This is a genomic window from Streptomyces sp. VNUA24 (assembly GCF_029167005.1).
GTDB classification, from domain to species: domain Bacteria; phylum Actinomycetota; class Actinomycetes; order Streptomycetales; family Streptomycetaceae; genus Streptomyces; species Streptomyces scabiei.
Genome location: NZ_CP119143.1, coordinates 5,962,145 through 5,988,860 on the forward strand (window position 1 = coordinate 5,962,145; position 26,716 = coordinate 5,988,860).

27 protein-coding genes and 1 tRNA gene are annotated in these 26,716 nt (G+C 71.7%); 11 read left to right on the plus strand and 17 right to left on the minus strand.

From position 1 onward, the window contains the following. Window positions 1–5: 5 nt before the first annotated feature. Genes PYR72_RS25425 through PYR72_RS25445 form a run of 5 tightly spaced genes read right to left on the minus strand, consistent with a single transcriptional unit; the run spans window position 6 to window position 2,815 of the window. On the minus strand, window positions 6–152 hold the full coding sequence (locus PYR72_RS25425) for a hypothetical protein (protein WP_275457460.1): 147 nt from the start codon (window positions 150–152) through the stop codon (window positions 6–8). Then, window positions 149–913 carry a hypothetical protein gene (locus PYR72_RS25430; RefSeq protein WP_275457461.1) on the minus strand — a complete coding sequence of 255 codons (765 nt, stop codon included), beginning with the start codon at window positions 911–913 and terminating at the stop codon, window positions 149–151. Before PYR72_RS25430 ends, PYR72_RS25425 begins: the two co-directional genes overlap by 4 nt. Further along, entirely contained in the window at window positions 910–1,332 is a 423-nt protein-coding gene (locus PYR72_RS25435) for a hypothetical protein (RefSeq protein WP_275457462.1), read from the minus strand. Before PYR72_RS25435 ends, PYR72_RS25430 begins: the two co-directional genes overlap by 4 nt. After that, window positions 1,329–1,694 carry a hypothetical protein gene (locus PYR72_RS25440; RefSeq protein ID WP_275457463.1) on the minus strand — a complete coding sequence of 122 codons (366 nt, stop codon included), beginning with the start codon at window positions 1,692–1,694 and terminating at the stop codon, window positions 1,329–1,331. The genes PYR72_RS25435 and PYR72_RS25440 overlap by 4 nt, the downstream gene beginning before the upstream one ends. Beyond that, window positions 1,691–2,815: a hypothetical protein gene (locus tag PYR72_RS25445; RefSeq protein ID WP_275457464.1), complete on the minus strand. Its 1,125-nt coding sequence runs from the start codon at window positions 2,813–2,815 to the stop codon at window positions 1,691–1,693. The genes PYR72_RS25440 and PYR72_RS25445 overlap by 4 nt, the downstream gene beginning before the upstream one ends. 502 nt (window positions 2,816–3,317) lie before the next feature. On the opposite strand from PYR72_RS25445, the gene PYR72_RS25450 reads away from it, so the two are divergent. The 10 genes from PYR72_RS25450 to PYR72_RS25495 all read left to right on the plus strand — a co-directional run bounded on the left by PYR72_RS25450 (window position 3,318) and on the right by PYR72_RS25495 (window position 15,858). Further along, window positions 3,318–4,592, plus strand: a complete 1,275-nt coding sequence (locus PYR72_RS25450) for a M23 family metallopeptidase (RefSeq protein WP_275457465.1) — start codon at window positions 3,318–3,320, stop codon at window positions 4,590–4,592. Window positions 4,593–4,776: 184 nt separating this feature from the next. Continuing rightward, window positions 4,777–4,998, plus strand: coding sequence for a hypothetical protein (locus tag PYR72_RS25455; RefSeq protein ID WP_013002359.1), 222 nt, complete (start codon window positions 4,777–4,779; stop codon window positions 4,996–4,998). 235 nt (window positions 4,999–5,233) lie between these two features. Then, window positions 5,234–6,124: a DUF2797 domain-containing protein gene (locus tag PYR72_RS25460; RefSeq protein ID WP_275457466.1), complete on the plus strand. Its 891-nt coding sequence runs from the start codon at window positions 5,234–5,236 to the stop codon at window positions 6,122–6,124. A gap of 106 nt (window positions 6,125–6,230) precedes the next feature. After that, window positions 6,231–6,725, plus strand: coding sequence for an antibiotic biosynthesis monooxygenase (locus tag PYR72_RS25465; RefSeq protein WP_275457467.1), 495 nt, complete (start codon window positions 6,231–6,233; stop codon window positions 6,723–6,725). A 252-nt stretch (window positions 6,726–6,977) separates the two neighbouring features. After that, window positions 6,978–7,718 (plus strand): response regulator transcription factor, encoded by a 741-nt coding sequence (locus tag PYR72_RS25470; protein ID WP_275457468.1) that lies wholly within the window; start codon window positions 6,978–6,980, stop codon window positions 7,716–7,718. Then, window positions 7,715–9,427 (plus strand): HAMP domain-containing sensor histidine kinase, encoded by a 1,713-nt coding sequence (locus tag PYR72_RS25475; protein ID WP_275457469.1) that lies wholly within the window; start codon window positions 7,715–7,717, stop codon window positions 9,425–9,427. Before PYR72_RS25470 ends, PYR72_RS25475 begins: the two co-directional genes overlap by 4 nt. Before the next feature lie 26 nt (window positions 9,428–9,453). Then, the gene (locus PYR72_RS25480) at window positions 9,454–10,995 is read left to right on the plus strand and encodes a glycosyltransferase (RefSeq protein WP_275457470.1); all 1,542 of its coding nucleotides are present in this window, start codon (window positions 9,454–9,456) and stop codon (window positions 10,993–10,995) included. After that, on the plus strand, window positions 10,992–13,283 hold the full coding sequence (locus PYR72_RS25485; protein ID WP_275457471.1) for a glycosyltransferase family 39 protein: 2,292 nt from the start codon (window positions 10,992–10,994) through the stop codon (window positions 13,281–13,283). The genes PYR72_RS25480 and PYR72_RS25485 overlap by 4 nt, the downstream gene beginning before the upstream one ends. Window positions 13,284–13,431: 148 nt before the next feature. Beyond that, window positions 13,432–14,946: an MFS transporter gene (locus PYR72_RS25490; RefSeq protein WP_275457472.1), complete on the plus strand. Its 1,515-nt coding sequence runs from the start codon at window positions 13,432–13,434 to the stop codon at window positions 14,944–14,946. A 150-nt stretch (window positions 14,947–15,096) separates the two neighbouring features. Then, the gene (locus PYR72_RS25495; protein WP_275457473.1) at window positions 15,097–15,858 is read left to right on the plus strand and encodes a TetR/AcrR family transcriptional regulator C-terminal domain-containing protein; all 762 of its coding nucleotides are present in this window, start codon (window positions 15,097–15,099) and stop codon (window positions 15,856–15,858) included. A gap of 35 nt (window positions 15,859–15,893) precedes the next feature. Here PYR72_RS25495 and PYR72_RS25500 read toward each other — a convergent pair whose 3' ends face one another. From PYR72_RS25500 to PYR72_RS25515, 4 genes are all read right to left on the minus strand, one after another. After that, on the minus strand, window positions 15,894–16,364 hold the full coding sequence (locus tag PYR72_RS25500) for a PPOX class F420-dependent oxidoreductase (protein ID WP_275457474.1): 471 nt from the start codon (window positions 16,362–16,364) through the stop codon (window positions 15,894–15,896). 92 nt (window positions 16,365–16,456) lie between these two features. Further along, complete coding sequence (locus PYR72_RS25505; protein ID WP_275457475.1) at window positions 16,457–17,296, minus strand: YceI family protein; 840 nt, start codon at window positions 17,294–17,296, stop codon at window positions 16,457–16,459. A gap of 146 nt (window positions 17,297–17,442) precedes the next feature. Continuing rightward, window positions 17,443–19,950: an MFS transporter gene (locus PYR72_RS25510; RefSeq protein WP_275457476.1), complete on the minus strand. Its 2,508-nt coding sequence runs from the start codon at window positions 19,948–19,950 to the stop codon at window positions 17,443–17,445. Window positions 19,951–20,090: 140 nt separating this feature from the next. Further along, complete coding sequence (locus tag PYR72_RS25515) at window positions 20,091–20,537, minus strand: MarR family transcriptional regulator (RefSeq protein WP_275457477.1); 447 nt, start codon at window positions 20,535–20,537, stop codon at window positions 20,091–20,093. Between the two features lie 172 nt (window positions 20,538–20,709). Between PYR72_RS25515 and PYR72_RS25520 the strand changes: the two genes are divergently transcribed. Further along, window positions 20,710–20,913 carry a hypothetical protein gene (locus PYR72_RS25520; RefSeq protein ID WP_275457478.1) on the plus strand — a complete coding sequence of 68 codons (204 nt, stop codon included), beginning with the start codon at window positions 20,710–20,712 and terminating at the stop codon, window positions 20,911–20,913. Window positions 20,914–21,276: 363 nt separating this feature from the next. On the opposite strand, the gene PYR72_RS25525 is transcribed toward PYR72_RS25520, so the two are convergent. The 8 genes from PYR72_RS25525 to PYR72_RS25560 all read right to left on the minus strand — a co-directional run bounded on the left by PYR72_RS25525 (window position 21,277) and on the right by PYR72_RS25560 (window position 26,618). After that, window positions 21,277–22,197 carry an RNA polymerase sigma factor SigF gene (locus tag PYR72_RS25525; protein ID WP_013002373.1) on the minus strand — a complete coding sequence of 307 codons (921 nt, stop codon included), beginning with the start codon at window positions 22,195–22,197 and terminating at the stop codon, window positions 21,277–21,279. A 649-nt stretch (window positions 22,198–22,846) separates the two neighbouring features. Then, the gene (locus PYR72_RS25530) at window positions 22,847–23,734 is read right to left on the minus strand and encodes an RNA polymerase sigma factor SigF (RefSeq protein WP_037725961.1); all 888 of its coding nucleotides are present in this window, start codon (window positions 23,732–23,734) and stop codon (window positions 22,847–22,849) included. Between the two features lie 208 nt (window positions 23,735–23,942). Continuing rightward, window positions 23,943–24,236, minus strand: coding sequence for a Dabb family protein (locus PYR72_RS25535; protein WP_013002375.1), 294 nt, complete (start codon window positions 24,234–24,236; stop codon window positions 23,943–23,945). 45 nt (window positions 24,237–24,281) lie between these two features. Beyond that, window positions 24,282–24,458: a hypothetical protein gene (locus PYR72_RS25540; protein WP_275457479.1), complete on the minus strand. Its 177-nt coding sequence runs from the start codon at window positions 24,456–24,458 to the stop codon at window positions 24,282–24,284. A gap of 197 nt (window positions 24,459–24,655) precedes the next feature. Further along, the gene (locus PYR72_RS25545) at window positions 24,656–25,141 is read right to left on the minus strand and encodes a hypothetical protein (protein ID WP_275457480.1); all 486 of its coding nucleotides are present in this window, start codon (window positions 25,139–25,141) and stop codon (window positions 24,656–24,658) included. 238 nt (window positions 25,142–25,379) lie between these two features. Continuing rightward, window positions 25,380–25,464: transfer RNA gene (locus tag PYR72_RS25550), tRNA-Ser, on the minus strand. A gap of 55 nt (window positions 25,465–25,519) precedes the next feature. Further along, window positions 25,520–26,071, minus strand: a complete 552-nt coding sequence (gene tadA, locus PYR72_RS25555; protein ID WP_275457481.1) for a tRNA adenosine(34) deaminase TadA — start codon at window positions 26,069–26,071, stop codon at window positions 25,520–25,522. 22 nt (window positions 26,072–26,093) lie between these two features. Then, a complete protein-coding gene (locus PYR72_RS25560) occupies window positions 26,094–26,618 on the minus strand; it encodes a hypothetical protein (protein ID WP_275457482.1) in 525 nt (174 codons plus the stop codon). Window positions 26,619–26,716: the final 98 nt, after the last annotated feature.

Consider the following 26,716-nt stretch of genomic DNA (forward strand, 5'->3'; position numbering starts at 1 on the left):
GTTCCTCAGCGGAGGATGACCACGCCGAGCGCGGTCATGGTGATGATCAGGGCGACGGTCCCGGAGATCTTCGGGACGTCGTGCAGCGCGACGGCGCAGAGACCGAACAGCGCGAGGAGAGCGGCAGCAGCGAAGAAGCCAGCGGCGATCACGAGCCGACCAGTTCGGCCTGGATGCGTTGTGCGCGTGGCTGGCCGATCGAGTACGTATCTCTGAGGGACCGGATCGAGGGCGCGCGGCCGTCGGCGAGCAGCTGCGCGAAGTCGGTCCGGGCCCGTTCGGTGAGGTCGTCCTCGGCGCCGTCGGCGCGCGCGTATCCGGGCGGGAGCGGGAGCGTATCCGGTGTATCCGAGTCCGTATCCGGGGTGGATACGGCGTCCTCGGCGCGCTCGTGTTCCTCCTGCTCAGCGGGCGGATACGCGGCCGGGTACGGGCGGATACGCGGGAGTTCCTCGAGGCTGGCGAACGGGCCGAGGACCGGCAGCACGGGCGCCTGCTCGACCGGCTCGGGGGCCGGTGTATCCCGCTGTACCTCGACGGGCGGGTACGCCTCGGGTACGGCGGATACGGCGGGCGCGGGGGCGGGCTCCTGGTGGTGCCCGCCGAGCCGGTGGACGCGCCACAGCACGAGCGGGGCGACCGCCGAGACGGCGACGACGAGGGGCACGTCGACGGGCAGGAGACCGACCTCGACGAGATGGCTCGCAGCGTTCACGCCGATGAGCACGGCGACGACCGCGAGGACGTCCCGGCGGGCGCGGAGCGCGGCGAGCGCGTAGACGTCGAGGGCGGCCGGGACGCCGGCGGCGACGTACTGGCCGAAGCCGCACGCCACCGCCAGCCGGTACTCCGCCGATGCGAGGACGACCAGGACCGCGACCAGCGCGGCCCACAGCAACGGGTCCCGCTTCACCGGCCACCCCCGTACCGCTTCGGGTCGCAGATCACGCAGACGTGCTCTGCGCCCCCGTCGTGGCAGTTGCCGACGCACCCCCGGCAGTACGCGGTGTCACCGTGGCGGGCGCGGCCGTCGGACGCCGTGTCGTCCTCGTTGAACGGCTTCCGGCACCGCCGGCACCGGTTGCGCTCTCGCGCGGCGGCCTCTGCCTCCTCGGCGCGCAGCTTGCCGCGCAGGTAGTCCGCGTTCCATCCGATGTCTGCCGGGTCCTCGGCGAGGGCGCCCTCGACCGCGGTCCGTGCCCAGCGTGTCCGCTCGGCCATCCGCTTGTCGTAGTCCTCGACGCCGTACGGGAGGGTGAACGCGTCGAGGACGACCGCCAGGAGCGCGCGGAGGTCGTGGGAGTCGCCCGGGTTCGTGGTCTGCTCGCTCACTTCTCCTCACCTCCGGCGAGGATCGCGGCGAGCTTGCGGGCTTCGTGCCGTAGGGCGCCCGCGTGGCAGACCAAGGCATCCGCGAACGCCTGCAGACCGGCGGGCGTGACAGTGACGGCGAACTCCTCCTGCACCAGATAGCCGCACAGCTCACGCGTGTCGAGCTTGGCGAAAGGGGCCTGCCCGATCCGGAGCCGGTGCAGCGCGGCCCCACGGAAAGCGAGGCTGGTCTCGGGCCCGTAGTGGGTCAGGTCGGAGCGATGGACCGGGACGTGGTCGTCGTGTCCCACGCACCAAGTGGGCTCCGGGATGGTGACGTTGCCGTGGTCGACGGTCGCCAGAGTGACAGCGCGCTGGTTCATCGGGCGCCGCCCATCAGCGCGGCCAGCTGCTCGCGCATGGCGCGCAGGCGCAGCTCGTAGGAGTGGAGGTTCGACAGCATCTCGTCCAGGCCCTCGAGGTCGAGGTCCTGCCTGTGGCCGTCGACGACGACGCGCGGGCCCTCGCCCACCCACTGGCTCAGGTAGACCTCGGGGAACTCCCCGCCGCAGTCGCCGGCCATCGTCACGCGCGGGCCGTCACAGTGGACGTCCTCGGGCAGCCGCGGCGGCACCTGGTGGCTCGTGACGCACGCTCCCCCGAGTCCGCCGCACGGGCCCTCCGGGCCCGTCGGCGCCTTGGCCAACTGCGCGTGCAGAGCGTGCATGTCCTCGAGGAACACGGCCAGGCTGCCGATCACCCGAGCCGCTTCCTCGCTGTCGAGGGCCACGCCCTCGCCGCCGCAGTTGAAGGACAGGGTCGTCGAGCCGGAGTCGGTGTTCGCGTACAGGCCCGCGCTCAGCAGCACGGCCGGGTGACCGGCCATCCCTTCGGGCACCGGCATCACGGCCTCGGTCCCGCTGTGCTCGACGAGGGTCTCGCCGTTGGCGTAGCGGCGCTCCACGCACTCGTCGACGGCACACCAGGGGAAGTGCCCGGGGTCGTCCACCTTGAGGGCGTGGCTCGAGGGGCGCTCCACCGCCGGCATGGCGCCCAAGTAGTTGGCCAGGCCCTCGACGCTCCCGGCGAACGCGCGCAGCTTCGACGCCTCGGTGAGAGCCTGCTGCGGGGTCAGGTCCACCCCGGCGACGCCGACGAACGGCCCGCCTCCGAGGTCCACCAGGCGCGCATCGATGTACGGGGCCGTGTGGCCGGGGGCAATCAGGGCCACGGCAGCGCTCACGTGGTCGCCATGGTGCTCCGGCTCGAGGGCCCGCAGGCACCACTCCGGGCACTCCGCGGGCTCCTCGGCGAGGAAGGCGGCCACGGCCGGGAACTGCGCGTCGACGGACCGGCGGACCGCCTCGCGCTCCTGCTCGGCGAGGACCTCCGCCACGGTGGTCTGCGCCCTGGTCCGGGTCGCGTTCGGGTTGGCGCGGGCCTCGTCGGCATCGGCGAGGATCTCGCCGAAGTCCATGGAGGCGATCTGTACGGTGGTGCTCATGGTTCGGACTCCTTGATCAGGGTGGGTCTGGATCAAGGCGCCGTGCGGTGGGTGAGATCACCGAGCGGCGCCGCCCCGTCTCACACGCGTCTCACGGACTGCGTGGGAAGGACGGGATGCGGAGCCTCTGAGCCGGTCTCGGGGGGCGCTCTCTGGAGCCTGTGGAACCTGTGGAAGTCCTTCAGATCACTACGGATCAGAAGGTTGCAGGTTCGAATCCTGCCGAGTGCACACAGGTGAGAGGCCCCGGAGAGATCCGGGGCCTCTTGCGTTGAACGGACGTGCGGCAGCGGAGGACGGCACAGGGCTGCGGGGAGGACGGCGCGCGGGTTGCCGGGAGGTGCGTACGTGGTGGTCGATGGGGCTGGACGGGTGCAGTTCGGTGTCTGACTCGGCGGCCTCCGCTCGGAGCCGCGCACCGGCGGATTACATGGGCCCGTGCCTCGGCGTGGGGCGTGCCGGTGTCCTTCGCGGCCCCGGGTCCGACGAATGAGAGAGCGCAATGGCAGAGCGCGACCCTCGCAAACGCACCGGCCGCCGCCCGCTTCTCCGCGGGCTCGCCGCCGCCGTGCTCACGACCGGCCTGCTGGTGGCCTCGACGGGACAAGGACACGGAACCGCTGCGGCCACCGCGGCGCCCGGCGCACAGTTCACGCCGTTGACGGCGGCGGTGCTGACCGAACCGGCGCCGTTCGTCGCCACGGACGACAGGACGCACCTCTCGTACGAACTGCTCACCACGAGTTCCCTGCCCAGCAGCACGCCCCTGCGGCTCGACCGCGTCGAGGTCCGCGACGCCCGCACGCACCGGGTCGTCGGCTCGCTGAGCGGTCAGGCGCTGGCCGACGCCGCCAACCCGGTGGGTGACCCGCTGCCGGGTGCGGACGCGGACACTCCGGCGCCTCCCGGGCCGACGCCGACCGTCATCCAGGGCTCCCAGCAGTGGATCATCTGGCTCGACCTGGTCCTCGACCGCGGTGAGCGGGTGCCCAAGGTCCTCGAACATCACCTTGAGGGTGCCGTTCTGGCGCCCTCCGGCACCGTCGCCTTCGAGGAGACGGTGCAGTTCACCCGGACCGCTCACAGACCGCCGTTGAACCTGGGCCCGCCGGTCCGTCCCGGTACCTGGTACTCCAGCGAGTCCTGCTGCGGCAACACCCACCACCGGCGGGGCCTCGCTCCGATCAACGGCCGTTTCTACGTGCCGCAGCGCTTCGCGATCGACTGGTACCGGGTCGGCAGGCAGGGGCAGACCTGGGAGGGCGACCCCGCGCGGCTCACCAGTTACCTGAGCTACCGTCAGCCGGTCGTGGCCTCGCTCGGCGGCACCGTGGTGGAGGTCCAGGACGGGATCCCGGACAACACGCCGCCCGAGACACCGCCCGTCCCGCCGATCGAGGACACGGTCGGCAACCACGTCACCGTGGAAGTCGCGCCGGGCCGCTATCTGCTCTACGCCCACCTGACACCCGGCTCGCTCCGGGTCCGGGAGGGCGACCGGGTCGCCTCCGGCCAGGTCCTCGGGCTGATCGGCAACAGCGGCAACTCGACCACCCCGCATCTGCACTTCCAGGTGATGACCACCCCCGAGTTCTTCCCGACCGACAGCCCGCCGTTCACGTTCCGGCAGTTCCGCGTCGTCGGGCAGGTCGAGCCCCGGATCTGGGACGACAACCTCGGTCTGCAGCCGACCGGCGTCCTGCCGATCACGCCCTCGCCGTACGACGGGCCGCACCGTGCGCGGTATCCGCTCGACCGTGAGGTGCTGAAGTTCTGACCATCGGGTTCTGACCATCGGGTTCTGACCATCGGGTTCTGAGCACCGGGTTCTGAGCACCGGTTCTGACCACCGGGTTCGTGGGGCGGCGATCACACGACGCCGTCAGTGGAGCGTGTCGGGAGAGAGGCCGGGGACGGAAGAGGGCGGACTGGCGGATACGCGTGGGCGCATACTGGTCGAGATGACAAAGCCAGGTGCACCGAAGCGCTATTTGCCCACCAGTCCCTTCAAGGCCCCGGTCGCCCCGCCGCCCAAGCACTTCGCGGTGGGCGACCAGGTCACACACGACATGTACGGCCTCGGCCGGGTGATCGGCATCGAGGACGGCATCGCCGCGCTCGTCGATTTCGGGTCCGCGCGACAGCGGATCCTCAGCCCGTACACCAAGATGAGCAAGCTGTAGTCCGAGACACAGACGGAAACCAGGGCCGGGCCCGGGTCGGGGCCGGGTTCTGAAGCGGCGGCAGGTTGCGCTCCGCGGGGAGCGCGTCCCGCCGTGCCGTTCTGCCCCACCACGGTGTCTGCTCCCACCACGGTGTCTGTTCCCACCAAGGTGTCTGCTCCTCCACGGTGTCTGTCCCCGTCCTCGCCCGGCCGGGCGGCGGCGTTGTCAGTGGTGCCCTCTAGGGTCGTGAGGGATGGCACGCGTGTGGAGATGTACGGGTCTGCGGTGGGGCGCGGACGGGCCGCTGCTGGCGTGGACCGGCGGGCGCCTGAGTCCCCTGCCGCGGGGGAAGGCGATGGCCTTCGGGGTCGTGGCCGAGGGGCGGCGGACGTGCGTCGGCGCCAGGGGCAACCCATGTCCGCTGCGGGCCGGGGTCTCGGGGCGCAGCACCGGGGCCCGGTGCGAGGAGTGCGCGCGTCTTGACCGGGCGCATTCCGTGGCCGCCGACACGATCGCCGATGACCCGCGGCCGTATCACGTGTACCTCGCCTGGTTCGGGCCCGGCATGGTGAAGGTCGGGATCACCGCCGTCGAGCGGGGCTCGGCCCGGCTGCTGGAGCAGGGGGCGGTCTCCTTCGGGTGGCTCGGGCGGGGGCCGCTGATGGCCGCGCGGCGGGCGGAGGAGGTGCTGCGGGCCGCACTCGGGGTGCCGGACCGGATTCCGTACGCCGAGAAGAGAGTCGTACGGGCCCGTCTGCCGGGCGCCGGGGAGCGCGTCTCCGAGCTGGCCGTGCTGCACGGGCGCGCGCTGGGGCTCGCGGGGTGGCCCGAGTCGCTGGAGCCCGTGCCGTTCCGGGCGGTCGATCACTTCGGGGTGTTCGGGCTCGACGGGCTGCCGGCCGCGGACGGTGTGGTGAGTGAGCTGGTCGCGGGCGGGGTCGTGGGCGGCGAGGTGCTCGCCGTCGCCGGGCCCGATCTGCATCTGGCCACCGGCCGGGGCGTCGTCGTCCTCGACAGCCGCCTCATGACGGGGTGGGAATTGACCGCGCCCGCCGGCCACGAGGCCCGTGACGCCGTCACCGTGCCCGTACGGGAGTCGGGGAGCGGGAGGGACGGGGGCGGCGTGCAGGACGGGCTGTTCTGAGCGCGGCGGCTCGGCCCTCGGCGCGGGCGTAAAGACTGTGATCCCTTTTGGATCCCGTTCGGAAAGTGTGTGGACGGCGCTCGTGGCCCGGCCCGACAGTGAGGCCATGGATGATCAGCGGACAGCACCTGCCGACGTACCTGCCGGCACAGCCGAGAACACACCCGATGGCACACCCGACGACGCATCTGGCGACGCGCTCGTCGACCCGTCCGTCGTCGCGCCGGTTCCTGCTCATGAACCCCCGTACTACGCCGTTGTCTTCACCTCCACGCGGACCCGGGACCAGAGCGGGTACGCGGAGACCGCCGAGCGGATGGAGGAACTGGTGAAGGGGGTGCCCGGGTTCCTCGGGATGGACCAGGCGTGGCGGCCCGGCGGGCCGGCGATCACGGTGGGGTACTTCCGGGACGCCGAAGCCATCGAGCGGTGGCGGACCGACGTCGAGCACCGGGCGGCGCAGGAGCGGGGGAGGGCCGAGTGGTACGAGAACTACACCCTGCACATCGCCAAGGTCGAGCGGAGTCACAGCTTCGTGCGAGGGGATGGGGACGGCCGGGGCTGGGGCAAGGGCGAAAGCGGGGGCGGGCGCGAAGCATGACGGCGCTTGCGTAAGAGCGGGGTCAGGGCGGGGGCGCGGGGGCGCGTCCCCGCGCTCGTGGAGCTGTGGGCCCGCGGTGCGGCGGCCGGGAGAACGCCGTGGGGACGACCGGGAAAGCGCTGGTCGGCGGGGGCGGTGTCCGAGAGGTCGGAGATCTTCCCAGGGGCTGCCTGAGAGGTACCTGTGCGTTTCTCAGAAAAATCACAGGTTCCGGAAAGGGCGTTCTCAGGGGGCGCCGACAAGGTGTCCAGCATGACCACGACCTCGCCCCAGGGGCGCACCGAACTGCTGAGGCCGGACGGGAGCCCCGTCCGCGTGCTTGTGGTGGACGACGAGCTGTCGATCACCGAACTGCTGTCCATGGCCCTGCGCTACGAGGGCTGGCAGATCCGGAGTGCCGGGGACGGCACGGGCGCCCTCCAGACCGCCCGGGACTTCCGGCCCGATGCCGTCGTCCTCGACATGATGCTGCCCGACATGGACGGGCTGACCGTTCTCGGGCGGCTGCGGCGCGAGCTGCCCGATGTGCCGGTGCTCTTCCTGACCGCGAAGGACGCGGTCGAGGACCGGATCGCCGGACTGACCGCCGGCGGGGACGACTACGTCACCAAGCCGTTCAGCCTCGAAGAGGTCGTCGCCCGGCTGCGCGGGCTCATCCGCCGCTCCGGCGCCGCCGACCGCCGTTCCGACTCGATGCTCGTCGTCGGTGACCTCATGCTCGACGAGGACAGTCACGAGGTGTCGCGGGGCGGGGCGAACATCCACCTCACCGCCACGGAGTTCGAGCTGCTGCGGTTCCTGATGCGCAATCCGCGGCGCGTGCTCAGCAAGGCGCAGATCCTCGACCGGGTGTGGTCGTACGACTTCGGCGGCCAGGCCAACGTGGTCGAGCTGTACATCTCGTACCTGCGGCGGAAGATCGACGCCGGGCGGGAGCCGATGATCCACACCCGGCGCGGGGCCGGTTACTTGATCAAGCCCGCGGCGTCGTGAGCGGGCGACGGCGGACGCGTACGCGGTCGTGGCCGCGGCCGCGGCGAGGGCGGGGACGACGGCCGCGCACGCTGCGTACGCGGCTCGTCGTCTCCGCGGTGGCGTTGATCGCGGTGGTGGCCTCGGTCATCGGGACGGTGACGACGTTCGCGCTGAGCGAGCATCTGTACGACCAGCTGGCGGCCAACGTCAAGGACATCGCCAAGCGCACCGACGGGCCCAGGGGGCCGGGGCCGGGCGCTTCCCTGCAGAGCGGGGCGCCGGGCGGCTCCGACACCCTCACCCTGACGACGGACGAGAAACTCCAGTTCGTCACGAAGGGCGGTTCGCCGGAGTACACGATCGGTGCCGCCGTGGAGGACGGGACCGTGACCAAGGGGGTCGTTGGCAAGCTGGCCAGCTCCAGCACCACCGGCCAGCAGGAAATGACGGCCGTCACCTTGAGCAAGGCCGACCTCGCCGCACTCGCCGGAGTCTCGACGGACGGCAGGGCACACCGCGTGAGCCTCCCGGACCAGGGCGACTACCTGGTCCAGTACGAGACCAACCGCGACGGTGACACGTTCTACGTGGGCCTGCCCACCAAGTCCGTCACCAGCACCCTCAACACCCTCATCGCCGTCGAACTCAGCGTCACCGGCGCCGGGCTCGTCGCCGCCGGGATCGCCGGGTCCGTGCTCGTCGGGGTCGCCCTGCGGCCGCTGCGCAAGGTGGCGGCCACCGCGACCCGGGTCTCCGAACTGCCCCTGCACACCGGCGAGGTCACCCTCAACGAACGCGTCCCCGCCTCCGAGACCGACCCGCACACCGAGGTCGGCCAGGTCGGCGCCGCGCTCAACCGCATGCTCGACCACATCCACGGCGCCCTGCACTCACGCCAGGAGAGCGAGACGCGCGTACGGCAGTTCGTGGCCGACGCCAGTCACGAGCTGCGGACGCCCCTCGCGTCGATCCGCGGCTACGCCGAGCTGACCCGGCGCGGCCGGGAGGAGATCGGGCCCGACACCCGGCACGCGCTCGGGCGGATCGAGTCCGAGTCCGGGCGGATGACCATGCTGGTCGAGGATCTGCTGCTGCTCGCACGGCTCGACGCCGGCCGGCCGCTGCAGTTCGAGCAGACCGACCTCATCCCCCTCGTCGTGGACACCGTCAGCGACGCGCGCGTCGCCGGGCGGAGCCACAGCTGGCGGCTCGACCTGCCGGACGTGCCCGCCCTCGTGTCGGCCGACGCGGCCCGGCTGCAGCAGGTCCTCGTCAACCTGCTCGCCAACGCCCGTACGCATACGCCCCCCGGCACCACCGTCACCGCGCGCGTGCAGCGGCGCGGGCCGTGGATGTGCGTCGACGTCGAGGACGACGGGCAGGGCATTCCCGAGGAGTTGCTGCCGCACGTGTTCGAGCGGTTCGCGCGCGGCGACTCGTCGCGGTCCCGGGCGTCCGGGTCGACCGGGCTCGGCCTCGCCATCGTGCAGGCCGTGGCCGACGCGCACGGCGGCGCGGTGACCGTCGACAGCGTGCCCGGCAGGACCGTGTTCACGGTGCATCTGCCGGCCCTCGGCCGGGACGTGCCGCTCCTCGACGACGCCGCGAACTGGCAGCTCGACGAGGCCCGGTACGACGGGGAGTTCGACGGAGACGACCTCGTGGCCGACGCCGTACGCCGGGAGCCGGACTCACAGGCGCACCACAGTGTGAGCACACGGGCATAACAGAGCGGCTCGCGAATGTGGTGGTCATGCGAACCGACTCTTCTCCCGGCACCCTGCCGGCGCGGGAGCACCTCCCGGCCGGAAACGCCGGTACGCCTGTCCTGGACGTAGTGATCCCCGTCTACAACGAGGAGAAGGACCTCCGGCCGTGTGTGCTCAGACTGCACGAGCACCTCGCGCGCACGTTCCCGTACGCGTTCCGCATCACGATCGCGGACAACGCCTCCACGGACAGCACCCCGCGGGTGGCGCGGCGGCTGGAGGCGGAACTCGCGGAGGTCCGGTCCTTCCGGCTGGAGCAGAAGGGGCGCGGGAGGGCCCTGCGGACGGTGTGGTCCGCGTCCGACGCGCCGGTCCTCGCCTACATGGACGTGGATCTGTCCACCGACCTGAACGCGCTGCTGCCGCTGGTGGCCCCGTTGATCTCCGGTCACTCCGACCTGGCCATCGGCTCCCGGCTCGCCCGCTCCTCGCGGGTGGTGCGCGGCACCAAGCGCGAGTTCATCAGCCGGGCCTACAACCTGATCCTGCGCGGCTCGCTGCAGGCCCGCTTCTCGGACGCGCAGTGCGGGTTCAAGGCGATACGCCGGGACGTCGCCCAGGTGCTGCTGCCGCTGGTCGAGGACACCGGGTGGTTCTTCGACACCGAGATGCTGGTGCTCGCGGAGCGGGCCGGGCTCAGGATCCACGAGGTGCCGGTGGACTGGGTGGACGACCCGAACTCGACCGTCCACATCGTGCGGACCGCCACCGACGACCTCAAGGGGGTGTGGAGGGTCGGGAAGGCGCTGGCCACCGGGTCCCTCGCCCTGGACCGGCTCGCCCGGCCCTTCGGGGACGACCCCCGCGACCGTGAGATCCAGGACGTACCGCGCGGCCTGGCCCGCCAGCTCCTCGGCTTCTGTGTCGTCGGCGGCCTCTCCACCCTCTTCTATCTGCTCCTCTACAGCGGCTTCCGGACCCTCTCGGGGTCGCAGACCGCCAACGCGCTGGCCCTGCTGGTCTCGGCGGTCGCCAACACCGCTGCCAACCGGCGTCTGACCTTCGGCGTCCGGGGCCGCGGCGGGGTCATCAGGCACCAGGCGCAGGGGCTGGTGGTGTTCGGCATCGGACTGGCCCTCACCAGCGGCTCGCTCGCCGCGCTGAACGCGGCCACCTCCGACCCCGCGCACTCCACGGAGCTGGCGGTCCTGGTCGCCGCGAACCTGGCGGCGACGGTGCTGCGGTTCCTGCTGTTCCGGGCCTGGGTGTTCCCGGACCGGCGCGACGGGGCCCCCACGGAGGGCTCGGCAGTCGTCGCCGCGCACCACCCCGCCCAGCACACCCGCTCCGTTCCCCACCCCACCTCCCTTTCCGTTCCCCACCCCACCTCCCCGCCGGTCCCCGCGGCCGCGGCGACGGTACGGCCGGGACAGCCGGGGCCGTACGGCCACCAGGACCGGTTCCGGCCGACGTACACCACCACCCCGTTCCGCGCCGGAGAAGCCGCGGACCCCACCTGGGGGGAGCCGACCATGCCGATGCGGCCGGTGCGCCCGCACGATCAGGATTCGAGGAACGCACGATGACCACGCAGTTCGAGACGACGAGCCGGCCGGGGGATCCCGGCGCCGACGGGGAACCGCCGACCACGGCCCCGCAGGGACCGGTGGTGGCACAGGCGCCCGCCGAGCCCCCGGCCCCGGAAGCGGGTGAGCCCGCGCCGCCCTTCGCCCGGCGGCTGTGGCGGGGACGGCCGGAGGACCACCGCTGGACACGCCCCGGTTTCCTGCTCGCGCTGCTGCTGATCGGCGGCCTCTACACCTGGAACCTCACGGCCTCCGGCTACGCCAACTCCTTCTACTCGGCGGCCGTGCAGGCGGGCAGCCAGTCCTGGAAGGCGTTCTTCTTCGGCTCGCTGGACTCCGCCAACGCCATCACCGTCGACAAGCCCCCGGCCTCGCTCTGGCCGATGGCGCTGTCGGTGCGGCTGTTCGGCCTCAACTCCTTCGCGATCCTGTTCCCGCAGGTCCTGATGGCCGTCGCCACCGCCGGAGTGCTGTGGGCGGCCGTACGCCGCCGCTTCGGCGCCCCGGCCGGCTTCCTCACCATGGCGGTGTTCGCGCTCACGCCGGTCGCCGCGCTGATGTTCCGCTTCAACAACCCGGACGCGGCCCTCGCCCTGCTGATGGCCGCCGCGGTCTACTGCACCCAGCGCGCCCTGGAGAAGGGCCGGACGAAGTGGCTGGTCTGGGCGGGCGTGGCCATCGGCCTCGCCTTCCTGGTCAAGACGCTGCAGGCGTTCCTGATCCTGCCGCCGCTGGCGATCGTGTACGTCGCCCTCGCGCCCTCCCCGCTGAGGAAGCGGGTCGGCCAGGTGCTGCTCGCCGGGCTCGCGATGGTCGTCGCCGGCGGCTGGTGGGTCGCGATCGTGGAGCTGTGGCCCGCGTCCTCCCGCCCCTACGTCGGCGGCTCGCAGAACAACTCGTTCCTCGAACTCACCTTCGGCTACAACGGTCTCGGCCGTCTCAACGGCGAGGAGACCGGCAGCGTCGGCGGCGGTGGTGGCGGAGGCGGTGGCGGCAACTGGGGCGAGACCGGCTGGGACCGGATGTTCAGCTCCAACATCGGCGGCCAGATCTCCTGGCTGATCCCGGCCGCGCTGATCCTCTTCTGCGCCGCGATCTGGGCCACCCGGAAGCTGAAGCGCACCGACACCACCCGTGCGGCCTTCCTCCTCTGGGGCGGCGCGCTGCTGATCACCATGGTGGTCTTCAGCTTTATGCAGGGCATCTTCCACGAGTACTACACCGTGGCCCTCGCCCCCTACATCGCGCCGCTGACCGGTATGGGCGCGGCACTGCTCTGGGAGCGGCGGACCGCACTGTGGGCGTCGCTGACGATGGCGGCGGCCATGACGGCCACCGCGGCCTGGGGTTACGTCCTGCTCAACCGCTCCTCCGACTACCTGCCCTGGCTCAAGTGGGTCGTGCTCGTCGGCGGTCTGACCGCCGCGCTCGGCCTGGTCTTCGCGGCCCGGCTCGGCCGGCGGCTGGCGCTGGCGGTCGTGGGGCTGAGCCTCGTCACCGCGGTCGCGGGGCCGACGGCGTACACGCTCACCACGCTGGGCGAGGGGCACACCGGTTCGATCGTCACGGCCGGGCCGTCCGTCCAGGGCGGACGGGGCGGCGGCCCCGGCGGCGGGGGCGGCATGGGCGGCGGTCCTGGCGGCGGAGGCGGCATGCCGGGCCAGAACAACCAGCAGGGCAACCAGAACCAGCAGGGCAACCAGAACCAGCAGGGCGGCCAGAACCAGCAGGGCAACCAGAATCAGCAGGGCGGTCAGAACCAGCAGGGCGGTCAGAACGGCAACGGTCAGATGGGCCAACCCCCGACCGGCGGCTTCGGCGGCGGGCAGCAGGGCCAGGGCAACGGCCAGACCCAGAACGGCAACGGCCAGACCCAGAACGGCGACGGCGGCCGTGCGGGCGGTGGCGGTGGTGGCGGCATGGGCGGCCTGCTCAACGGCGCCTCCGTCAGCGACGAGGCCAAGGAACTGCTGGAGAAGAACGTGGGTGACTACACCTGGGCCGCCGCGGCCATCGGCGCTCAGAACGCGGCGAGTTACCAGCTGGCCACCGGCGACCCGGTCATGGCGATCGGCGGCTTCAACGGCAGCGACCCGTCCCCGACCCTCGCGGAGTTCAAGAAGTACGTGGAGGACGGCAGGATCCACTACTTCATCGGCGGCGGCTCCGGCGGCGGCATGGGCGGCGGCAACGGCACCTCCTCGCAGATCAGCTCCTGGGTCCAGGAGAACTTCGAGGCGGTGACGGTCGACGGCACGACGTTCTACGACCTGACGCAGGCGAAGTGAGGAGACGGCGGAGGTGAGCGGGGGCGGTGGCCCGGGGGTGCGGACGAACCCCCGGGCCACCGCCCTGTCCTACGCGGCAGCCACGCGCACCCACGTGCCGCGTACGCCGCGTTGTACGCTGTATAAGAGCTGATCTACGGTGGACGGCATGCCGACCGCCACCACCGCTGCCGCCCCCGCCCCCGCCTCCGGCACCCGAGGCCACCCCCGGCGCTGGCTCATCCTCGGTGTCATCTGTCTCGCTCAGCTCACCGTGCTGCTGGACAACACCGTGCTGAACGTGGCGGTCCCCTCCCTCACCGAGGAACTGGGCGCGGCCACCTCGGACATCCAGTGGATGATCAACGCGTACTCGCTGGTGCAGTCGGGACTGCTGCTCGCCGCGGGCAGCGCCGCCGACCGCTACGGCCGCAAGAAGATGCTGATCACCGGGCTGGTGCTGTTCGGTATCGGTTCGCTGGTGGCGGGACTCGCCCAGTCCGCCGGGCAGTTGATCGCCGCGCGGGCCGGGATGGGCGTGGGCGGCGCGCTGCTGCTCACCACGACCCTCGCCGTAGCGATGCAGATCTTCGCCCCGGAGGAGCAGCCCCGGGCGATCGGCATCTGGGCCGCGGTCAACGCGCTCGGCTTCGCCGCCGGCCCCCTCCTCGGCGGCTTCGTACTCGCCCACTTCTGGTGGGGTGCCATCTTCCTGATCAACCTGCCGGTCGCCGCGCTGGGCGTGGTGGCCGTGATCGCCCTGGTCCCGGAGTCGAAGAACCCGCTGGGGGGCCGGCCGGACGTGCTGGGGGCGGTGCTCTCGACGATCGGGATGACCGCTCTCGTCTACGCGATCATCTCGGGCCCCGAGCACGGCTGGACCTCGGGTCTCGTGCTCGCCACGGCCGCCGTGGCCGTCCTCGTCCTCGCGGCCTTCGCGTACTGGGAGAGCCGCATCCCGTACCCGATGCTCGACCCGCACTTCTTCCGCGACCGGCGCTTCACGGGTGCCGTCGCCGGCGCGGTCCTGATCACGTTCGGCATGGGCGGCGCGCTCTTCCTCCTCACCCAGCATCTGCAGTTCGTGCTCGGCTACGACGCGTGGGAGGCGGGGCTGCGGACCGCGCCCCTTGCCCTGGTCGTCGTCGCGCTCACCTTCTCGGGACTGTCCGCGAAGTGGACGGCCCGACTGGGGATGCCGGTGTCGATCCTGCTCGGCATGGTGCTGATGTCCGGCGGACTGGTCTCCATCGCGACGACGGCCTCCGGCGGTTACACCGGGACACTGCTCGGGCTGGTGCTGATCGGGGTGGGCTGCGCGATCGCCAACCCCGCGATGGCACACGCGATCATGAGCGCGATCCCGCCGGCCAAGGCGGGGGTCGGGGCCGGGATCAACGGCACGCTGGCGGAGTTCGGCACCGGGCTGGGGGTGGCGGTGCTGGGGGCGGTGCTCAACTCCCGGTTCGCGGCGCTGATCCCGGTGGCCGCGGTCTCGCTGCCGGCCGCGCTCGGGGCGGCGGACACGGCCGCGGAACGGGCCCGGGTGATGGCCGCCTTCTCCTCCGGGCTGGAGACGAGTCTGCTGGTGGGCGCGGTGGCCGTGCTGCTCGGGGGGCTGGTGGCGGCGGGGTTGCTGCGCCGGGCGGAGAAGGGGGCGGTGGGGTCGGCGGGCGCCGCATAGCCGGCGGAGTCACGTCGTCGGGCGGCCGGCGCGCCCGGGCGTGGTCGTTCGCACCCCCAGGGGGAGCCGCACATCGCAGCAGCCCCGCCCCTTCGGGCGCGCGCCCGCCTAGCATCGTCACCACTGGAGGAACGTCTTGGAAGGTGCGTCATGGTGAAGGGAGCCGGTCGGCCCGAGGGAGCCGCGCGGGCCAGTGTCTGGCTGGAGGGGACGGCCAGGGCCCGCCGGGGCGGGCAGCCGTCGGGGCTGGACCGTGAGCGGATCACCGCGGCGTCCGTACGGCTGCTCGACGCCGAGGGGCTGGGCGGGTTCTCGATGCGCCGGCTGGCCGCCGAGCTGAACGTGACGGCCATGTCGGTCTACTGGTACGTGGACACCAAGGACGAACTGCTGGAACTGGCGCTCGACCAGGCGTTCGCCGAGATGCGGCTGCCCCCGGAGGACTCCGACGAGGACTGGCGGAGCCAACTGCGCACGCTGGCCGGGCAGTACCGGGCGGTCCTGGTCCGCCACCCCTGGGTGTCACCCCTGGCCGGCACCTTCCTCAACATCGGCCCGCGCTCGCTCGACTTCTCGCTCGCCGTCCAGCGCGTGATCGGCCTGACCGGGCTGCCCCCGCACGGCCAGGCCGGCGCGATCGCCGCGGTCTTCCAGTTCGTCTACGGCTTCGGCACCATCGAGGGCCACTTCGTGCAGCGCTGCGCCGCCGCGGGGGTGACCCAGGAGGAGTACTTCCGCCAGGCCATGAGCGCGGTGTCCGACTCCCTCGCCCCGCACGAGGTCATCCGGCACTCCGCGGACCTCATGGAGGCCCGCGGCGGTGACACCGTCGAGGAGATGCGCGAACGGGACTTCGTCTACGCCCTGGAGACCCTCGTCGCCGGCATCGAGGTGATGGCGACGAGGGGCTGAACCACGCGCGACTCGAACGACGGACCCCGGGCCCCTCAGCCCTCCTGCGCCAGCCGCGCCGGGAAGCCTCCGGTGGCCACCGGCCCCCACTTCACCGGGGTGACCCGGATGATCGACTTGCCCTGCTTGACCATCGCCTCCCGGTACTCGTCCCAGTCCGGGTGCTCGCCCGAGATGTTGCGGAAGTACTCCACCAGGGGCTCGACCGAGTCCGGCGAGTCGAGGACCTCCGCCGTGCCGTCGATCTGGACCCAGGGGCCGTCCCAGTCGTCGCTCAGCACGACGACGCTCACGCGCTCGTCCCGCTTGGCGTTGCGCGTCTTGGCCCGCTCGGGATACGTGGAGACCACGATCCGGCCCGAGTCGTCGACGCCGCAGGTCAGCGGGGATGCCTGGGGGCTGCCGTCGGCCCGCCGGGTGAGCAGGAGCGCCCGGTGCCGGGGGCGGACGAAGTCGAGCAGCTCTTCGCGGGAGACCGAGGTGTTGGTCGCGATGTTCCTTGCCATGGCGCCAGCGTAGGGCGCGCCCGCCGCACGAGCCTGTCCCTGGCGTGCGTACCCACGCGCCTGGCCCAGCACCCGCGCCCCTTGCGGGAGCGCTACGCGCCCCGCCCCTGTACGGCCTGCACGTCCAGCTCGACCTTGAGCGTCGTACCGATCGCCGCGATCCCCGCCTGCACCACCTGGTTGTAGTTCATGGCGAAGTCCGCGCGGCGGAGTTCGGTGGTGGCGCGGAAGGCGGCGCGGGTGCCACCCCAGGGGTCCGCGCCCGTGCCCAGGTACGCCAGGTCCAGGTCCACGGGCCGTACGACCCCGCGCATGGTCAGCTCGCCGTGGACGGTCCAGCGGTCCGGGCCGGCGGGGGTGAGGCCGGTGGAGATGTAGGTGATCTCGGGGTGGCGTTCGACGTCGAGGAAGTCCGGGGAGCGCAGGTGCTGGTCCCGCGTCGCGTTCCCGGTGTCGATCGAGGCGGCCCGTATCACCGCCTCCACCCGTGACTTGGTGCCCTCGTCCGGTGCCGGGGCGATCTCGATCGAGGCCGAGAAGTCGGTGAAGCGGCCGTGGACGCTGGAGATGCCGAGATGCCGGGCCAGAGCGGCGACGGAGGAGTGGGCGGGGTCGACGCTCCAGGGGCCGGGCGGCGGCAGTTCCGCGCCGCCGAGCCGGGCGAGGGTGACCGTGCCCACCTCCGCGCGGCTGCTCGCCGTCACCAGGGCTCCGGCGGCGAAGGGGCTGTAGCCGACCGCCGTGACGATCACCGTGTACGCGCCGGGCGCGAGAGGCGTCGGGTCGTGCACGCGCCCTTCGGCGTCCGCCCCGGCCCGCAGCACCTGCGTACCGGTCATGTCGGTCACCGTGACGACCGCGTGCGACACGGCCCATCCGTCCCGGGTGCGGATCCTCGCGGTCAGTCCGGTCAGTCCGGTCGGTCCGGTCATTCCAGTCGGTCCGGTCATTCCAGTCGGTCCGGTCATTCCGGTCGGTCCGGTCGGTCCGGTCGGTTCCATGTCCGTCCCACTCCTCAGCGATGCGGCCGGCCGGTGGAGCGGGGGTGGCTCCACCGGCCGGTGGTTCGACTTCTGAACTACTCGCCGGGGTGGGCGAGTTCGATGTCGTGGCCGTCGACGCCGGGTCCGGCGACCGTCAGGGCCGTGGCCACGGGCGGGTAGCCGGTCGCGATGACCGTGTACTCGCCGCTGTCCAGATCGGTGAAGGCGTACGCCCCGTCCGTGCCGGTGGTGGCCGTGCCGACCACGTTGCCCGCCGCGTCGACGAGGGTCACCCGGGCGTCGGCCAGCGCTCCGCCCGGCGCCCGGACGACCCCCTGGAGCCGTGCCCCGGCCTCCAGGTCGATCTCGATCCGGGTGACCCCGGTGCCGCCGACCTCGACGGGCAGCGCGCGCGGCCGGAACCCGGCGGCGTTCACCGCGACGGTCACTCCGCCCGGGACCAGCTCGCCGAAGCCGAACTCGCCCTGCTCATCGGTGACTCCACTGGCCAGCACGTCGCCGCGCACATCGGTCACCACGACCATGGCGTCCTGGACGGCCGACCCGGCCCCGGCGGCCCGCACCACACCGCTCAGCCCGCTCGTGCCGCTGAGCAGGATGTCGTACGCGACCGGCTCGCCGCCCACGACCACCGTGGACGCCTGCGGCTGGAAGCCGTCGGCGGCCGCGATCAGGACGTACGACCCGGGGGCGGGCGCGTCCACCGTGTAGGTTCCGTCGGCTCCCGCCACCGAACGGCCGAGCTGCCGTCCGCCGAGCGAGATCAGGGTGACGGCGGCCCGCGGCACGGGCACGCCCTCGGCCCCGCGGACGTGACCCCGTACGGGAGTCCCGCCGCCGCCCGGCACCTGGGCCGGAGCCGTGACCGCCGCCGAATGCTCGGCGGTCGCGGCGTTCTCCTCGGTGGCCGTGGTCGTGGCCGGTGCCGCGGCCGGGAGGGTCTCGGTCGCCTGGGTCGCCTGGGTCGCCTGGGTCGCCTGGGCCGCCTGGGCGAGCGCCCCGGTGGTCCGCAGCGGGACCTCCTTGATGAAGAGGGAGAAGACGAGCGCGAGGACGGCGAAGGGGGCGGCGTAGAGGAAGACGTCTCCGATGCCGTGGCCGTAGGCGCTCTCGATGACCGAGCGGATCGGCGTGGGCAGGGCGTCCAGGTCGGGGATCTCGCCGTGGCCCGTGGCCGAACCGGACACGCCCAGCTTGGCGAGGCCCTCCTGGGCGTAGTGCGAGATCCGGTGGCTCAGGACCGCGCCCAGCGCCGAGACGCCGATCGCGCCGCCGAGGGAGCGGAAGAAGGTGACGACCGAGCTGGCGGTACCGAGGTCGCCGGGGGCCACCTGGTTCTGCGTGCACAGCACCAGGTTCTGCATCATCATGCCGACGCCCAGCCCGAGCAGCGCCATGAAGATCGCGACGTGCCAGTACGCGGTGTCGTACCGGAGCGTGCCCAGCAGGGCGAGCCCCGAGGTCACCAGCACACCGCCGGCGAGCAGCCAGGCCTTCCAGCGGCCGGTGCGGGTGATGACCTGGCCGGAGACGGTCGAGGAGACGAACAGGCCGGCGATCATCGGGATCGTCATGACACCGGACATGGTCGGCGACTTGTCACGGGCCAGCTGGAAGTACTGGCTGAAGAAGATCGTGCCCGCGAACATCGCGACACCGACGAAGAGCGAGGCCAGCGACGCCAGCGCGATCGTCCGGTTGCGGAACAGCCGCAACGGCATGATCGGCTCGCTCGCCTTCGACTCGACCAGCAGGAACAGCGCGAGCAGCGCCACCGTGCCGCCGACCATCGTGTACGTCTGCCACGACACCCAGTCGTACTTGTCACCGGCGAAGGTGACCCAGATCAGCAGCAGGCAGACCGCGGCGGTGATGAGGAAGGCGCCGGCCCAGTCGACCTTCACCTTGCGCCGGACGACGGGCAGGTGCAGGGTCCGCTGGAGCACGATCAGGGCGATGACGGCGAAGGGCACGCCGACGTAGAAGCACCAGCGCCAGCCGAGCCAGCTGGTGTCGGTGATGACACCGCCGACCAGCGGGCCGCCGACCATGGCGGTCGCGAAGGTGGCGCCGAGGTAGCCGTTGTACCGGCCGCGTTCGCGCGGGGAGATCATCGCCGCGAGGATGATCTGGGCCAGCGCGGAGAGGCCGCCCATGCCGATGCCCTGGACCGCGCGGAAGGCGATGAGCATCCCGGCGTTCTGGGACAGACCGGCGGCGGCCGACCCGAGCACGAAGATCACGAGCGCGAGCTGGATCAGCAGCTTCTTGGAGAACAGGTCGGCGAGCTTGCCCCACAGCGGGGTGGACGCGGTCATCGCGAGGAGCGACGCGGTCACCACCCAGGTGTAGGCGCTCTGTCCGCCGCCCAGGTCCTTGATGATGTCCGGCAGCGCGTTCGACACGATCGTCGACGACAGGATCGCCACGAACATGCCGAGCAGCAGTCCGGTCAGCGCTTCCATGATCTGCCGGTGCGTCATCGGGGCGTGGTCGCCGCCACCGCTGTGGGGAGCACCCTTGGCGGTGCCTCCTCCGTGCTTGGCGTGAGCCCGCACACCGGCTGGTGTGGTCGTTGCCATGGGGCTTCCTTTTCCTACGGGTCTTTGCGGGTGTACGGGTCGGGGTGAACGCCGTTGTACGGGCGTTCGGATCGGCGTGCGGATGGCGGGGCCGCGGTGTGGGGCCGCCGGGCGGGGCCCGCGCGTCGTCGCGTCGGCCGTCAGACGGGGGTACGGGTCGTGGTGGCGTCGAAGCTCTCGCGGAGCCGGGCCAGCAGCCGGGCGAGCTCCGCGATCTCGTCGTCGGACCAGTCGCTGAGCCGGTCGGCCATCAGCCGGGTGCTGCGCCGGTCCAGCTCCGCGAGCACGGCCCGGCCCTCGGGGGTCAGGCGCAGGATGCGCGAGCGCTTGTCCACCGGGTCGGGGAGGCGTTCGATCCAGCCCCGCTCGGCGACGTGGGCGACGTGGCGGCTGGTCACCGACATGTCCACCGAGAGCAGCTCGGCGAGCCTGCTCATCCGCATCTCGCCGTGCCGGCCGAGCAGAGTCAGGACTCCCGCCGATCCGCCGGGGCACTCGTGCGGCAGCATCCTGGCGAGCTCCCGCTTCACGGCCCCGATGGCACTGAGCTGGCGGACCAGCTCCTCGTAGTGCGCCTGCCCGGCCATGGAGTCCCTCCCGTCTTTGTTGCTTAGGGCAACCATAAGACTGGATGGTTGCTGCAGGCAAATGAAATGGGATCCGCGCGGCCCAAGTCTTGGCAAAGGAGAACGGTGCGCGGTCGGGTGGCGGGCGACCCCGCTTGGGGGCGTCCTCCGGGATTCGCTAAGGTCTCGGGCCATGGCCGACAACCAGAACCCCCACACCCAGGGCAACTACGACCCCGCGGGGAGCACGCAGATGTTCCGCGCCTTCGTCGACGAGACGCCTTCGGGGGGCCGTCAGGCCGCCGCGAGGGGCTCCGCCGGGCCGCGGGTCGGTGTGATCGTCGGTGTTCTCGTGGCGGTGGCCGTGGTCGCCGCGGTGGTGTGGCTGGCGCTGTAGCCCTCCGGGGTGCGTGGCGCGCCTACTCATGTGCCGCCGCCTGTGATCGGGCGGGCCCGGGTGCGTCGTGGTTGCTCGCGCAGTTCCCCGCGCCCCTAAAAGCCGGGCTGCGCCCTGTGCTTTTCAGGCCCGCAGAACCGTTGGCATTTTCGGGCCCCGCGGGGCCTGGCCTTTCAGGCCCGCAGGGCCTGGGCTTTTAGGGGCGCGGGGAACTGCGCGAGAAGCCCCGCGCACCCGCACCCGACAGAGCACCTGCACCCGGCAAGGCGCCCGCACACGTCCCGCGCACACGCCTACCGCCGGGGTGCCATGCTGCCATCGGCCCCCCGGCGGGTCACGTGTCAACGCGTGGCTGACGCCGGCTCAGTCGGAGATCAGGCCCTCGCGGAGCTGGGCCAGGGTCCGGGTGAGGAGGCGGGAGACGTGCATCTGGGAGATGCCGACCTCCTCGCCGATCTGGGACTGCGTCATGTTCGCGAAGAACCGGAGCATGATGATCCGGCGCTCGCGCGGCGGCAGCTTGGCCAGCAGCGGCTTGAGGGACTCGCGGTACTCCACGCCCTCCAGCGCCGTGTCCTCGTAGCCGAGACGGTCCGCGAGGGAGCCCTCGCCGCCGTCGTCCTCGGGGGCCGGCGAGTCCAGTGACGACGCGGTGTAGGCGTTGCCGACCGCGAGGCCGTCGACGACGTCCTCCTCCGACACGCCCAGTACGGCGGCGAGTTCGGTGACCGTCGGGGAGCGGTCGAGCTTCTGCGACAGCTCGTCACTGGCCTTGGTGAGGGCCAGGCGCAGCTCCTGCAGCCGGCGCGGAACCCGCACCGACCACGAGGTGTCGCGGAAGAACCGCTTGATCTCGCCCACGACCGTCGGCATCGCGAACGTCGGGAACTCCACGCCCCGTTCGCAGTCGAAGCGGTCGATCGCCTTGATCAGGCCGATCGTGCCGACCTGGACGATGTCCTCCATCGGCTCGTTGCGCGACCGGAAACGGGCGGCGGCGTAACGCACCAGCGGGAGGTTGAGCTCGATGAGGGTGTCCCGGACATAGGCACGCTCGGGGCTGTTCTCGTCCAGTGCGGCCAGCCGCAGGAACAGGGAGCGGGACAGGGTGCGGGTGTCGATGTTCGCCGAGGCCGACACGGCCGGAAGGTCAGTCACCGGCGGAGCCTGGGGACCGGGAAGGTCCTCAAGCGCCTGAAGGTCCTGAGGGGCCTGGATAGCGTCGGGCGCGGTTTCGCTCTTGTCGAGCGTGAGCACCTTCGAGCTGCCCTGGTCTGCGGACATGCCACCCCCTTTGGGTCGCGGACGGTCGCGGCGGACGCTCCGTCGTAAGGAACGCAGCCTCCACCTGAATACCGGCGGCGAGGCCACGGCAAACGCGCTGGGGAGAGAATGTCACACGTCGGCAACGCGATGTAGTGACATGTCGACATGGAGAGGGTGAATAAGCCCTGGAAAAGGGCTGTCTGACGGGATTTCAGAGCAATTCTGGCGGAAGAGGACGCGATGAGCGATTCGCTCTCCCCGGTGACCCCTCGACAGCGCATTCGGTCACGCCCATGGCCTGCGCACGCGCCTTGCTGGCCGATTCTGTGCGCCCCGCCTGCCCTCGTGCGCCCCGCGTGCCCCACGGTCCATCCGGGAATCCATGGAGGATTTCCGGTTACCGACGGTCACCCGGTCCGCTCACCGGGCGGCGCCCTCTCCGTCGACCCGCCCGCACCCGGCGGACACCCGAGTACCCGGCGGACACCCAGGTACTCGGAGGACGCTCAGGCACCCGGCGGACGCTCAGGCACCTGGCGGACGCTCAGGCACCTGGCGGACGCTCAGGCACCTGGCGGACACCCAGGTGCTCGGAGGACGCTCAGGCGCCCGGCGGACGCTCAGGTACTCGGAGGACGCTCGGGCACCCGGCGTCGAAGCGGAGCGCCTACGCCTCGATCCGGTTGGCCGAGCGCAGCCGTGCGAAGCTCCGGGCCAGCAGCCGCGACACGTGCATCTGGGAGACGCCCAGCTCGGCGCTGATCTGCGACTGCGTCAGATTGCTGTAGTAACGCAGCAGCAGGATCCGCTGCTCGCGCTCGGGCAGCTGGACGAGGAGATGCCGTACGAGGTCACGGTGTTCGACGCCGTCCAGCTCCGGGTCCTCGTAGCCGAGGCGGTCGAGCAGTCCCGGCATTCCGTCGCCCTCCTGGGCGGCCTCCAGCGAGGTCGCGTGGTAGGAGCGGCCCGCCTCGATGCAGGACAGGACCTCCTCCTCGGTGATGCGCAGCCGTTCGGCGATCTCGGCGGTGGAGGGGGTGCGCCCGAACGCGGTGGTGAGGTCCTCGGTCGCGCTGTTCACCTGGACCCACAACTCGTGCAGCCGGCGCGGGACGTGGACCGTGCGGACGTTGTCGCGGAAGTACCGCTTGATCTCCCCGATGACGGTCGGCATCGCGAAGGTCGGGAACTGCACACCGCGGTCCGGGTCGAACCGGTCGATGGCGTTGATCAGCCCGATGGTCCCGACCTGGACGACGTCCTCCATGGGCTCGTTGCGGGAGCGGAAGCGGGCGGCCGCGTAGCGCACGAGCGGGAGGTTCGCCTCGATGAGCGCCCCCCGCACGCGGTTGTGCTCCGGGGTGCCCGGCGCCAGATGCTTCAGCTCGCCGAACAGCACCTGGGTGAGGGCCCGGGTGTCGGCGCCGCGGCGCTTCTCCGGGGCGGGCGCGGTGGCCTGGGCGGTGACCTGGGCCGACGTGGGCTCGGGAGCCGGGACTTCTTCCTGGGGAGGCGCAGTACTGGCCGACACGGTCAACGCCACCTCTTCATCCATCAACTCAACCGTCAAAAGCGGTCATAGCATCACAAGACATGTGCACTGTGATCAAGCACCGCATAGCGCCGTGTTGAACAAGACTGGAGAGCGAGAGGAGCAAGTGGGTGTAAAAAAACCCCGCACTGTTCGAGTGCGGGGCGGAAGGGCCGGGGCGTACGGACGACCGCTACGACCGCTACGGCTGCGACGACCGTATGGCCGCGGCTCAGAACTCGTAGTCGGCGACGACCCAGGTGGCGAACTCGCGCCACAGCGCCACGCCCGCCTGGTGGTCCGGGTGCTCGGCGTAGGCGCGCAGGCCGTCCAGGTCGTCGAACGCGGAGTTGATCGCGAAGTCGTAGGCGATGGGGCGGTCGCTGAGGTTCCAGCCCAGCTCCCAGGAGCGGATCTCCGCGATGGTGCCGTCCAGGGCACGGAAGGCGCTCTCGCCGCGCACGACCCGCGGGTCGTCGCGCTCGACGCCCTCGTTGAGCTTGAAGAGGACCAGGTGGCGGATCATGGGTGCTCCGGGAAGGTCGTACGGGGCAGGAGGGCGGGGCGGAGGCTACTGGGCCCCGTCGGCGAGCCAGGTGAAGAAGTCGCCGATGGACTTGGCTGCGTTGGAAATGCCCTCGAACCCTATCTGGACGTAGCTGGCGGCGTTTTCCGGGTCCGTGATGATCACATAGGCCACGAAGACCACGAGCACGTACACCGCGATCTTCTTCCCCTGCACCGCCACCGCGGCCTCCCCCGCCTCGTGCGCCCCATGGGCCCTGTCGGTCCCTCTTTGTCGGCGGCGAGTGTAACCCGATCATCCGTTCGCAGGAGAGACGCCGGACCTCGGGCTTTCGGGGCCCGTGCGCACTGCCGGCCCTACGGCACCGCGCTCCGGCATCCACGGATGCCGGAGCGCGGAGCTGGACCAGTGGGCCTGGCCTACCACCAGTCCGTGCACTGCACCGCCTGGCCGCCACCGCCGCCGCAGGCACGGAACCGGTAGTTCGGGCTGTTGTCCGTCACCTTCGCGGCGCTGGTCAGCGGGTGGCCGTCGCGGCTTGCCTTGAAGGGGCCGCACTGGACGTGGACATCCCGGCCGTTCAGCGTCCAGTCCATCCAGACGTCGTCGCCCACGCGAGGCACCGTGAGCGCGGCGAAGCCGTAGATCTTGCCGTCGATCCTGGCGGCTTGCAGGCTGATGCGCCCGACGAGCCCCTGCGGGTCGGACGGACGCAGCGTCTTGGAATCGGGGCCGGCAGGTACACCGGTCATATTGTCGGGGATGTCGCGGAAGCCGTTGGCTCCGCGCTCGCAATCGGACCGGGCCGCCAGTGCCGTACCCGGCGCGGCGACGACGACTCCGCCTGCCAGCAGCAGGCCCGCGGCGGCGGTGCAGGCCGCTTTGGCCAGTGGACGACTGATCATGACAAGACTTCCCCTCGGGCGACGGACGGCGAGTACGGCTCAGCCGTGGGCGCCGCGATCCGAACCCGGGCGGCGCCGTCCCAGACAAGCACGGGGGACGGAGATCGCAGTCCTGTCGATTCCCGGGTTGTGCCGGCGCGAGGGATGTGCATGCACGTGCGCTTCCGAGGGTGTCGCCCGCCTCGGGATGCCGCTCCAGCACGAAGGGCCCGGTCCATCGGACCGGGCCCTTCTTCAGCGGTAGCGGAGGGATTTGAACCCTCGGTGACTTGCGCCACACTCGCTTTCGAGGCGAGCTCCTTCGGCCGCTCGGACACGCTACCGAGGGAGACCTTACAGCAAGGTGGGGCGTGCTTTGAAATCGGTATCGCCCGGGGCTCAGCGGGTGCGGAAGAACTCCGTGAGGAGCCTGGCGCAGTCGTCGGCGAGGACGCCTTCGACGACCTCGGGACGGTGGTTGAGGCGCCGGTCGCGGACGACGTCCCAGAGGGAGCCGGTGGCGCCGGCCTTCTCGTCGCGGGCGCCGTAGACGACCCGGTCGATCCGGGACTGCACGAGGGCGCCCGCGCACATCGTGCAGGGTTCCAGGGTCACGACCAGCGTGCAGCCGGTCAGCCGCCACTCGCCCGCCCGCCGCCCGCCCTCTTCGGCGGAGGCGCCGCGAGCCCCGGTGTCCCGCAGTGCGGCGGCCGCCCGGCGCAGGGCCAGTACCTCGGCGTGGGCGGTCGGGTCGCCGGTGGCCTCGCGCTCGTTGTGCCCGGTGGCCAGCACGGTCGTGCCGTCCGGGGACAGGACGACCGCGCCCACGGGGACGTCACCGCCCTCGGCGGCCCGCCCGGCCTCGGCCAGGGCGAGCCGCATCGCGGCCCGCCAGGGATCACGTACGGGATCGGGTCCGCCCGGTGCCGGCGCGTCGGTCGCGTCGGTCACCGGGGGACCTCAGCCGAGGAACTCAGCGGACCGTCTCCAGGACCTCCGACGCCCCGAGGGCCTCGGCGATCGAACCGAGGGCGTCGTCGGCGTCGAGAGCGCGCAGCTCCTTCTCGCCCACCCCCAGGTCGTCGAGGATCTCGGTGTCGCCGACGGGGCTGTGCGGCACGGCCTCGGCGGACGTGTCGTCCTCGTCGTCGTCGGACTCGCCGTCCTCGGTGCCGTCGAGGTCGAGGGACTCCAGGTCGGCGGCGTCGTCGCCGGGCTCCCTTCCGAGCAGTTCGTCGGTGAGCAGGATCTCGCCGTAGCTGCTGCGGGCAGCGGCGGCGGCGTCCGACACGTAGATACGAGGGTCGTCCTCGCCATCGATGCGGACGACGCCGAACCAGGCGTCCTCCTGCTCGATGAGCACCAGCACCGTGTCGTCGCCGGGCGAGGCTTCACGGGCCAGGTCGGCCAGATCCGACAGGGTTTCCACATCGTCGAGCTCTGTGTCGCTCGCTTCCCACCCGTCTTCGGTGCGCGCGAGCAGTGCGGCGAAGTACACCGTGACTCTCCCACTGTCATAGGTGTGCCGGTTGGGGGTCCCCCCGGCGGAGGCTGTGGGTGGGGAGGCTTGCGGTCCGAGCCCCACCCACTCGGAAT

Excerpts from the sequence above, each read along its gene's own strand:
- PYR72_RS25525 (WP_013002373.1), bottom strand. The coding sequence starts at position 22,197 with ATGTCCGCAGACCAGGGCAGCTCGAAGGTGCTCACGCTCGACAAGAGC.
- PYR72_RS25505 (WP_275457475.1), bottom strand. The coding sequence starts at position 17,296 with ATGACCGGACCGACCGGACTGACCGGACTGACCGCGAGGATCCGCACC.
- PYR72_RS25455 (WP_013002359.1), top strand. The coding sequence starts at position 4,777 with ATGACAAAGCCAGGTGCACCGAAGCGCTATTTGCCCACCAGTCCCTTC.
- PYR72_RS25510 (WP_275457476.1), bottom strand. The coding sequence starts at position 19,950 with ATGGCAACGACCACACCAGCCGGTGTGCGGGCTCACGCCAAGCACGGA.
- PYR72_RS25465 (WP_275457467.1), top strand. The coding sequence starts at position 6,231 with ATGGATGATCAGCGGACAGCACCTGCCGACGTACCTGCCGGCACAGCC.
- PYR72_RS25500 (WP_275457474.1), bottom strand. The coding sequence starts at position 16,364 with ATGGCAAGGAACATCGCGACCAACACCTCGGTCTCCCGCGAAGAGCTG.
- PYR72_RS25480 (WP_275457470.1), top strand. The coding sequence starts at position 9,454 with ATGCGAACCGACTCTTCTCCCGGCACCCTGCCGGCGCGGGAGCACCTC.
- PYR72_RS25545 (WP_275457480.1), bottom strand. The coding sequence starts at position 25,141 with ATGATCAGTCGTCCACTGGCCAAAGCGGCCTGCACCGCCGCCGCGGGC.
- PYR72_RS25485 (WP_275457471.1), top strand. The coding sequence starts at position 10,992 with ATGACCACGCAGTTCGAGACGACGAGCCGGCCGGGGGATCCCGGCGCC.
- PYR72_RS25445 (WP_275457464.1), bottom strand. The coding sequence starts at position 2,815 with ATGAGCACCACCGTACAGATCGCCTCCATGGACTTCGGCGAGATCCTC.
- PYR72_RS25450 (WP_275457465.1), top strand. The coding sequence starts at position 3,318 with ATGGCAGAGCGCGACCCTCGCAAACGCACCGGCCGCCGCCCGCTTCTC.
- PYR72_RS25535 (WP_013002375.1), bottom strand. The coding sequence starts at position 24,236 with ATGATCCGCCACCTGGTCCTCTTCAAGCTCAACGAGGGCGTCGAGCGC.
- PYR72_RS25490 (WP_275457472.1), top strand. The coding sequence starts at position 13,432 with ATGCCGACCGCCACCACCGCTGCCGCCCCCGCCCCCGCCTCCGGCACC.
- PYR72_RS25515 (WP_275457477.1), bottom strand. The coding sequence starts at position 20,537 with ATGGCCGGGCAGGCGCACTACGAGGAGCTGGTCCGCCAGCTCAGTGCC.
- PYR72_RS25470 (WP_275457468.1), top strand. The coding sequence starts at position 6,978 with ATGACCACGACCTCGCCCCAGGGGCGCACCGAACTGCTGAGGCCGGAC.
- PYR72_RS25440 (WP_275457463.1), bottom strand. The coding sequence starts at position 1,694 with ATGAACCAGCGCGCTGTCACTCTGGCGACCGTCGACCACGGCAACGTC.
- PYR72_RS25520 (WP_275457478.1), top strand. The coding sequence starts at position 20,710 with ATGGCCGACAACCAGAACCCCCACACCCAGGGCAACTACGACCCCGCG.
- PYR72_RS25495 (WP_275457473.1), top strand. The coding sequence starts at position 15,097 with ATGGTGAAGGGAGCCGGTCGGCCCGAGGGAGCCGCGCGGGCCAGTGTC.
- PYR72_RS25460 (WP_275457466.1), top strand. The coding sequence starts at position 5,234 with ATGGCACGCGTGTGGAGATGTACGGGTCTGCGGTGGGGCGCGGACGGG.
- PYR72_RS25530 (WP_037725961.1), bottom strand. The coding sequence starts at position 23,734 with ATGGATGAAGAGGTGGCGTTGACCGTGTCGGCCAGTACTGCGCCTCCC.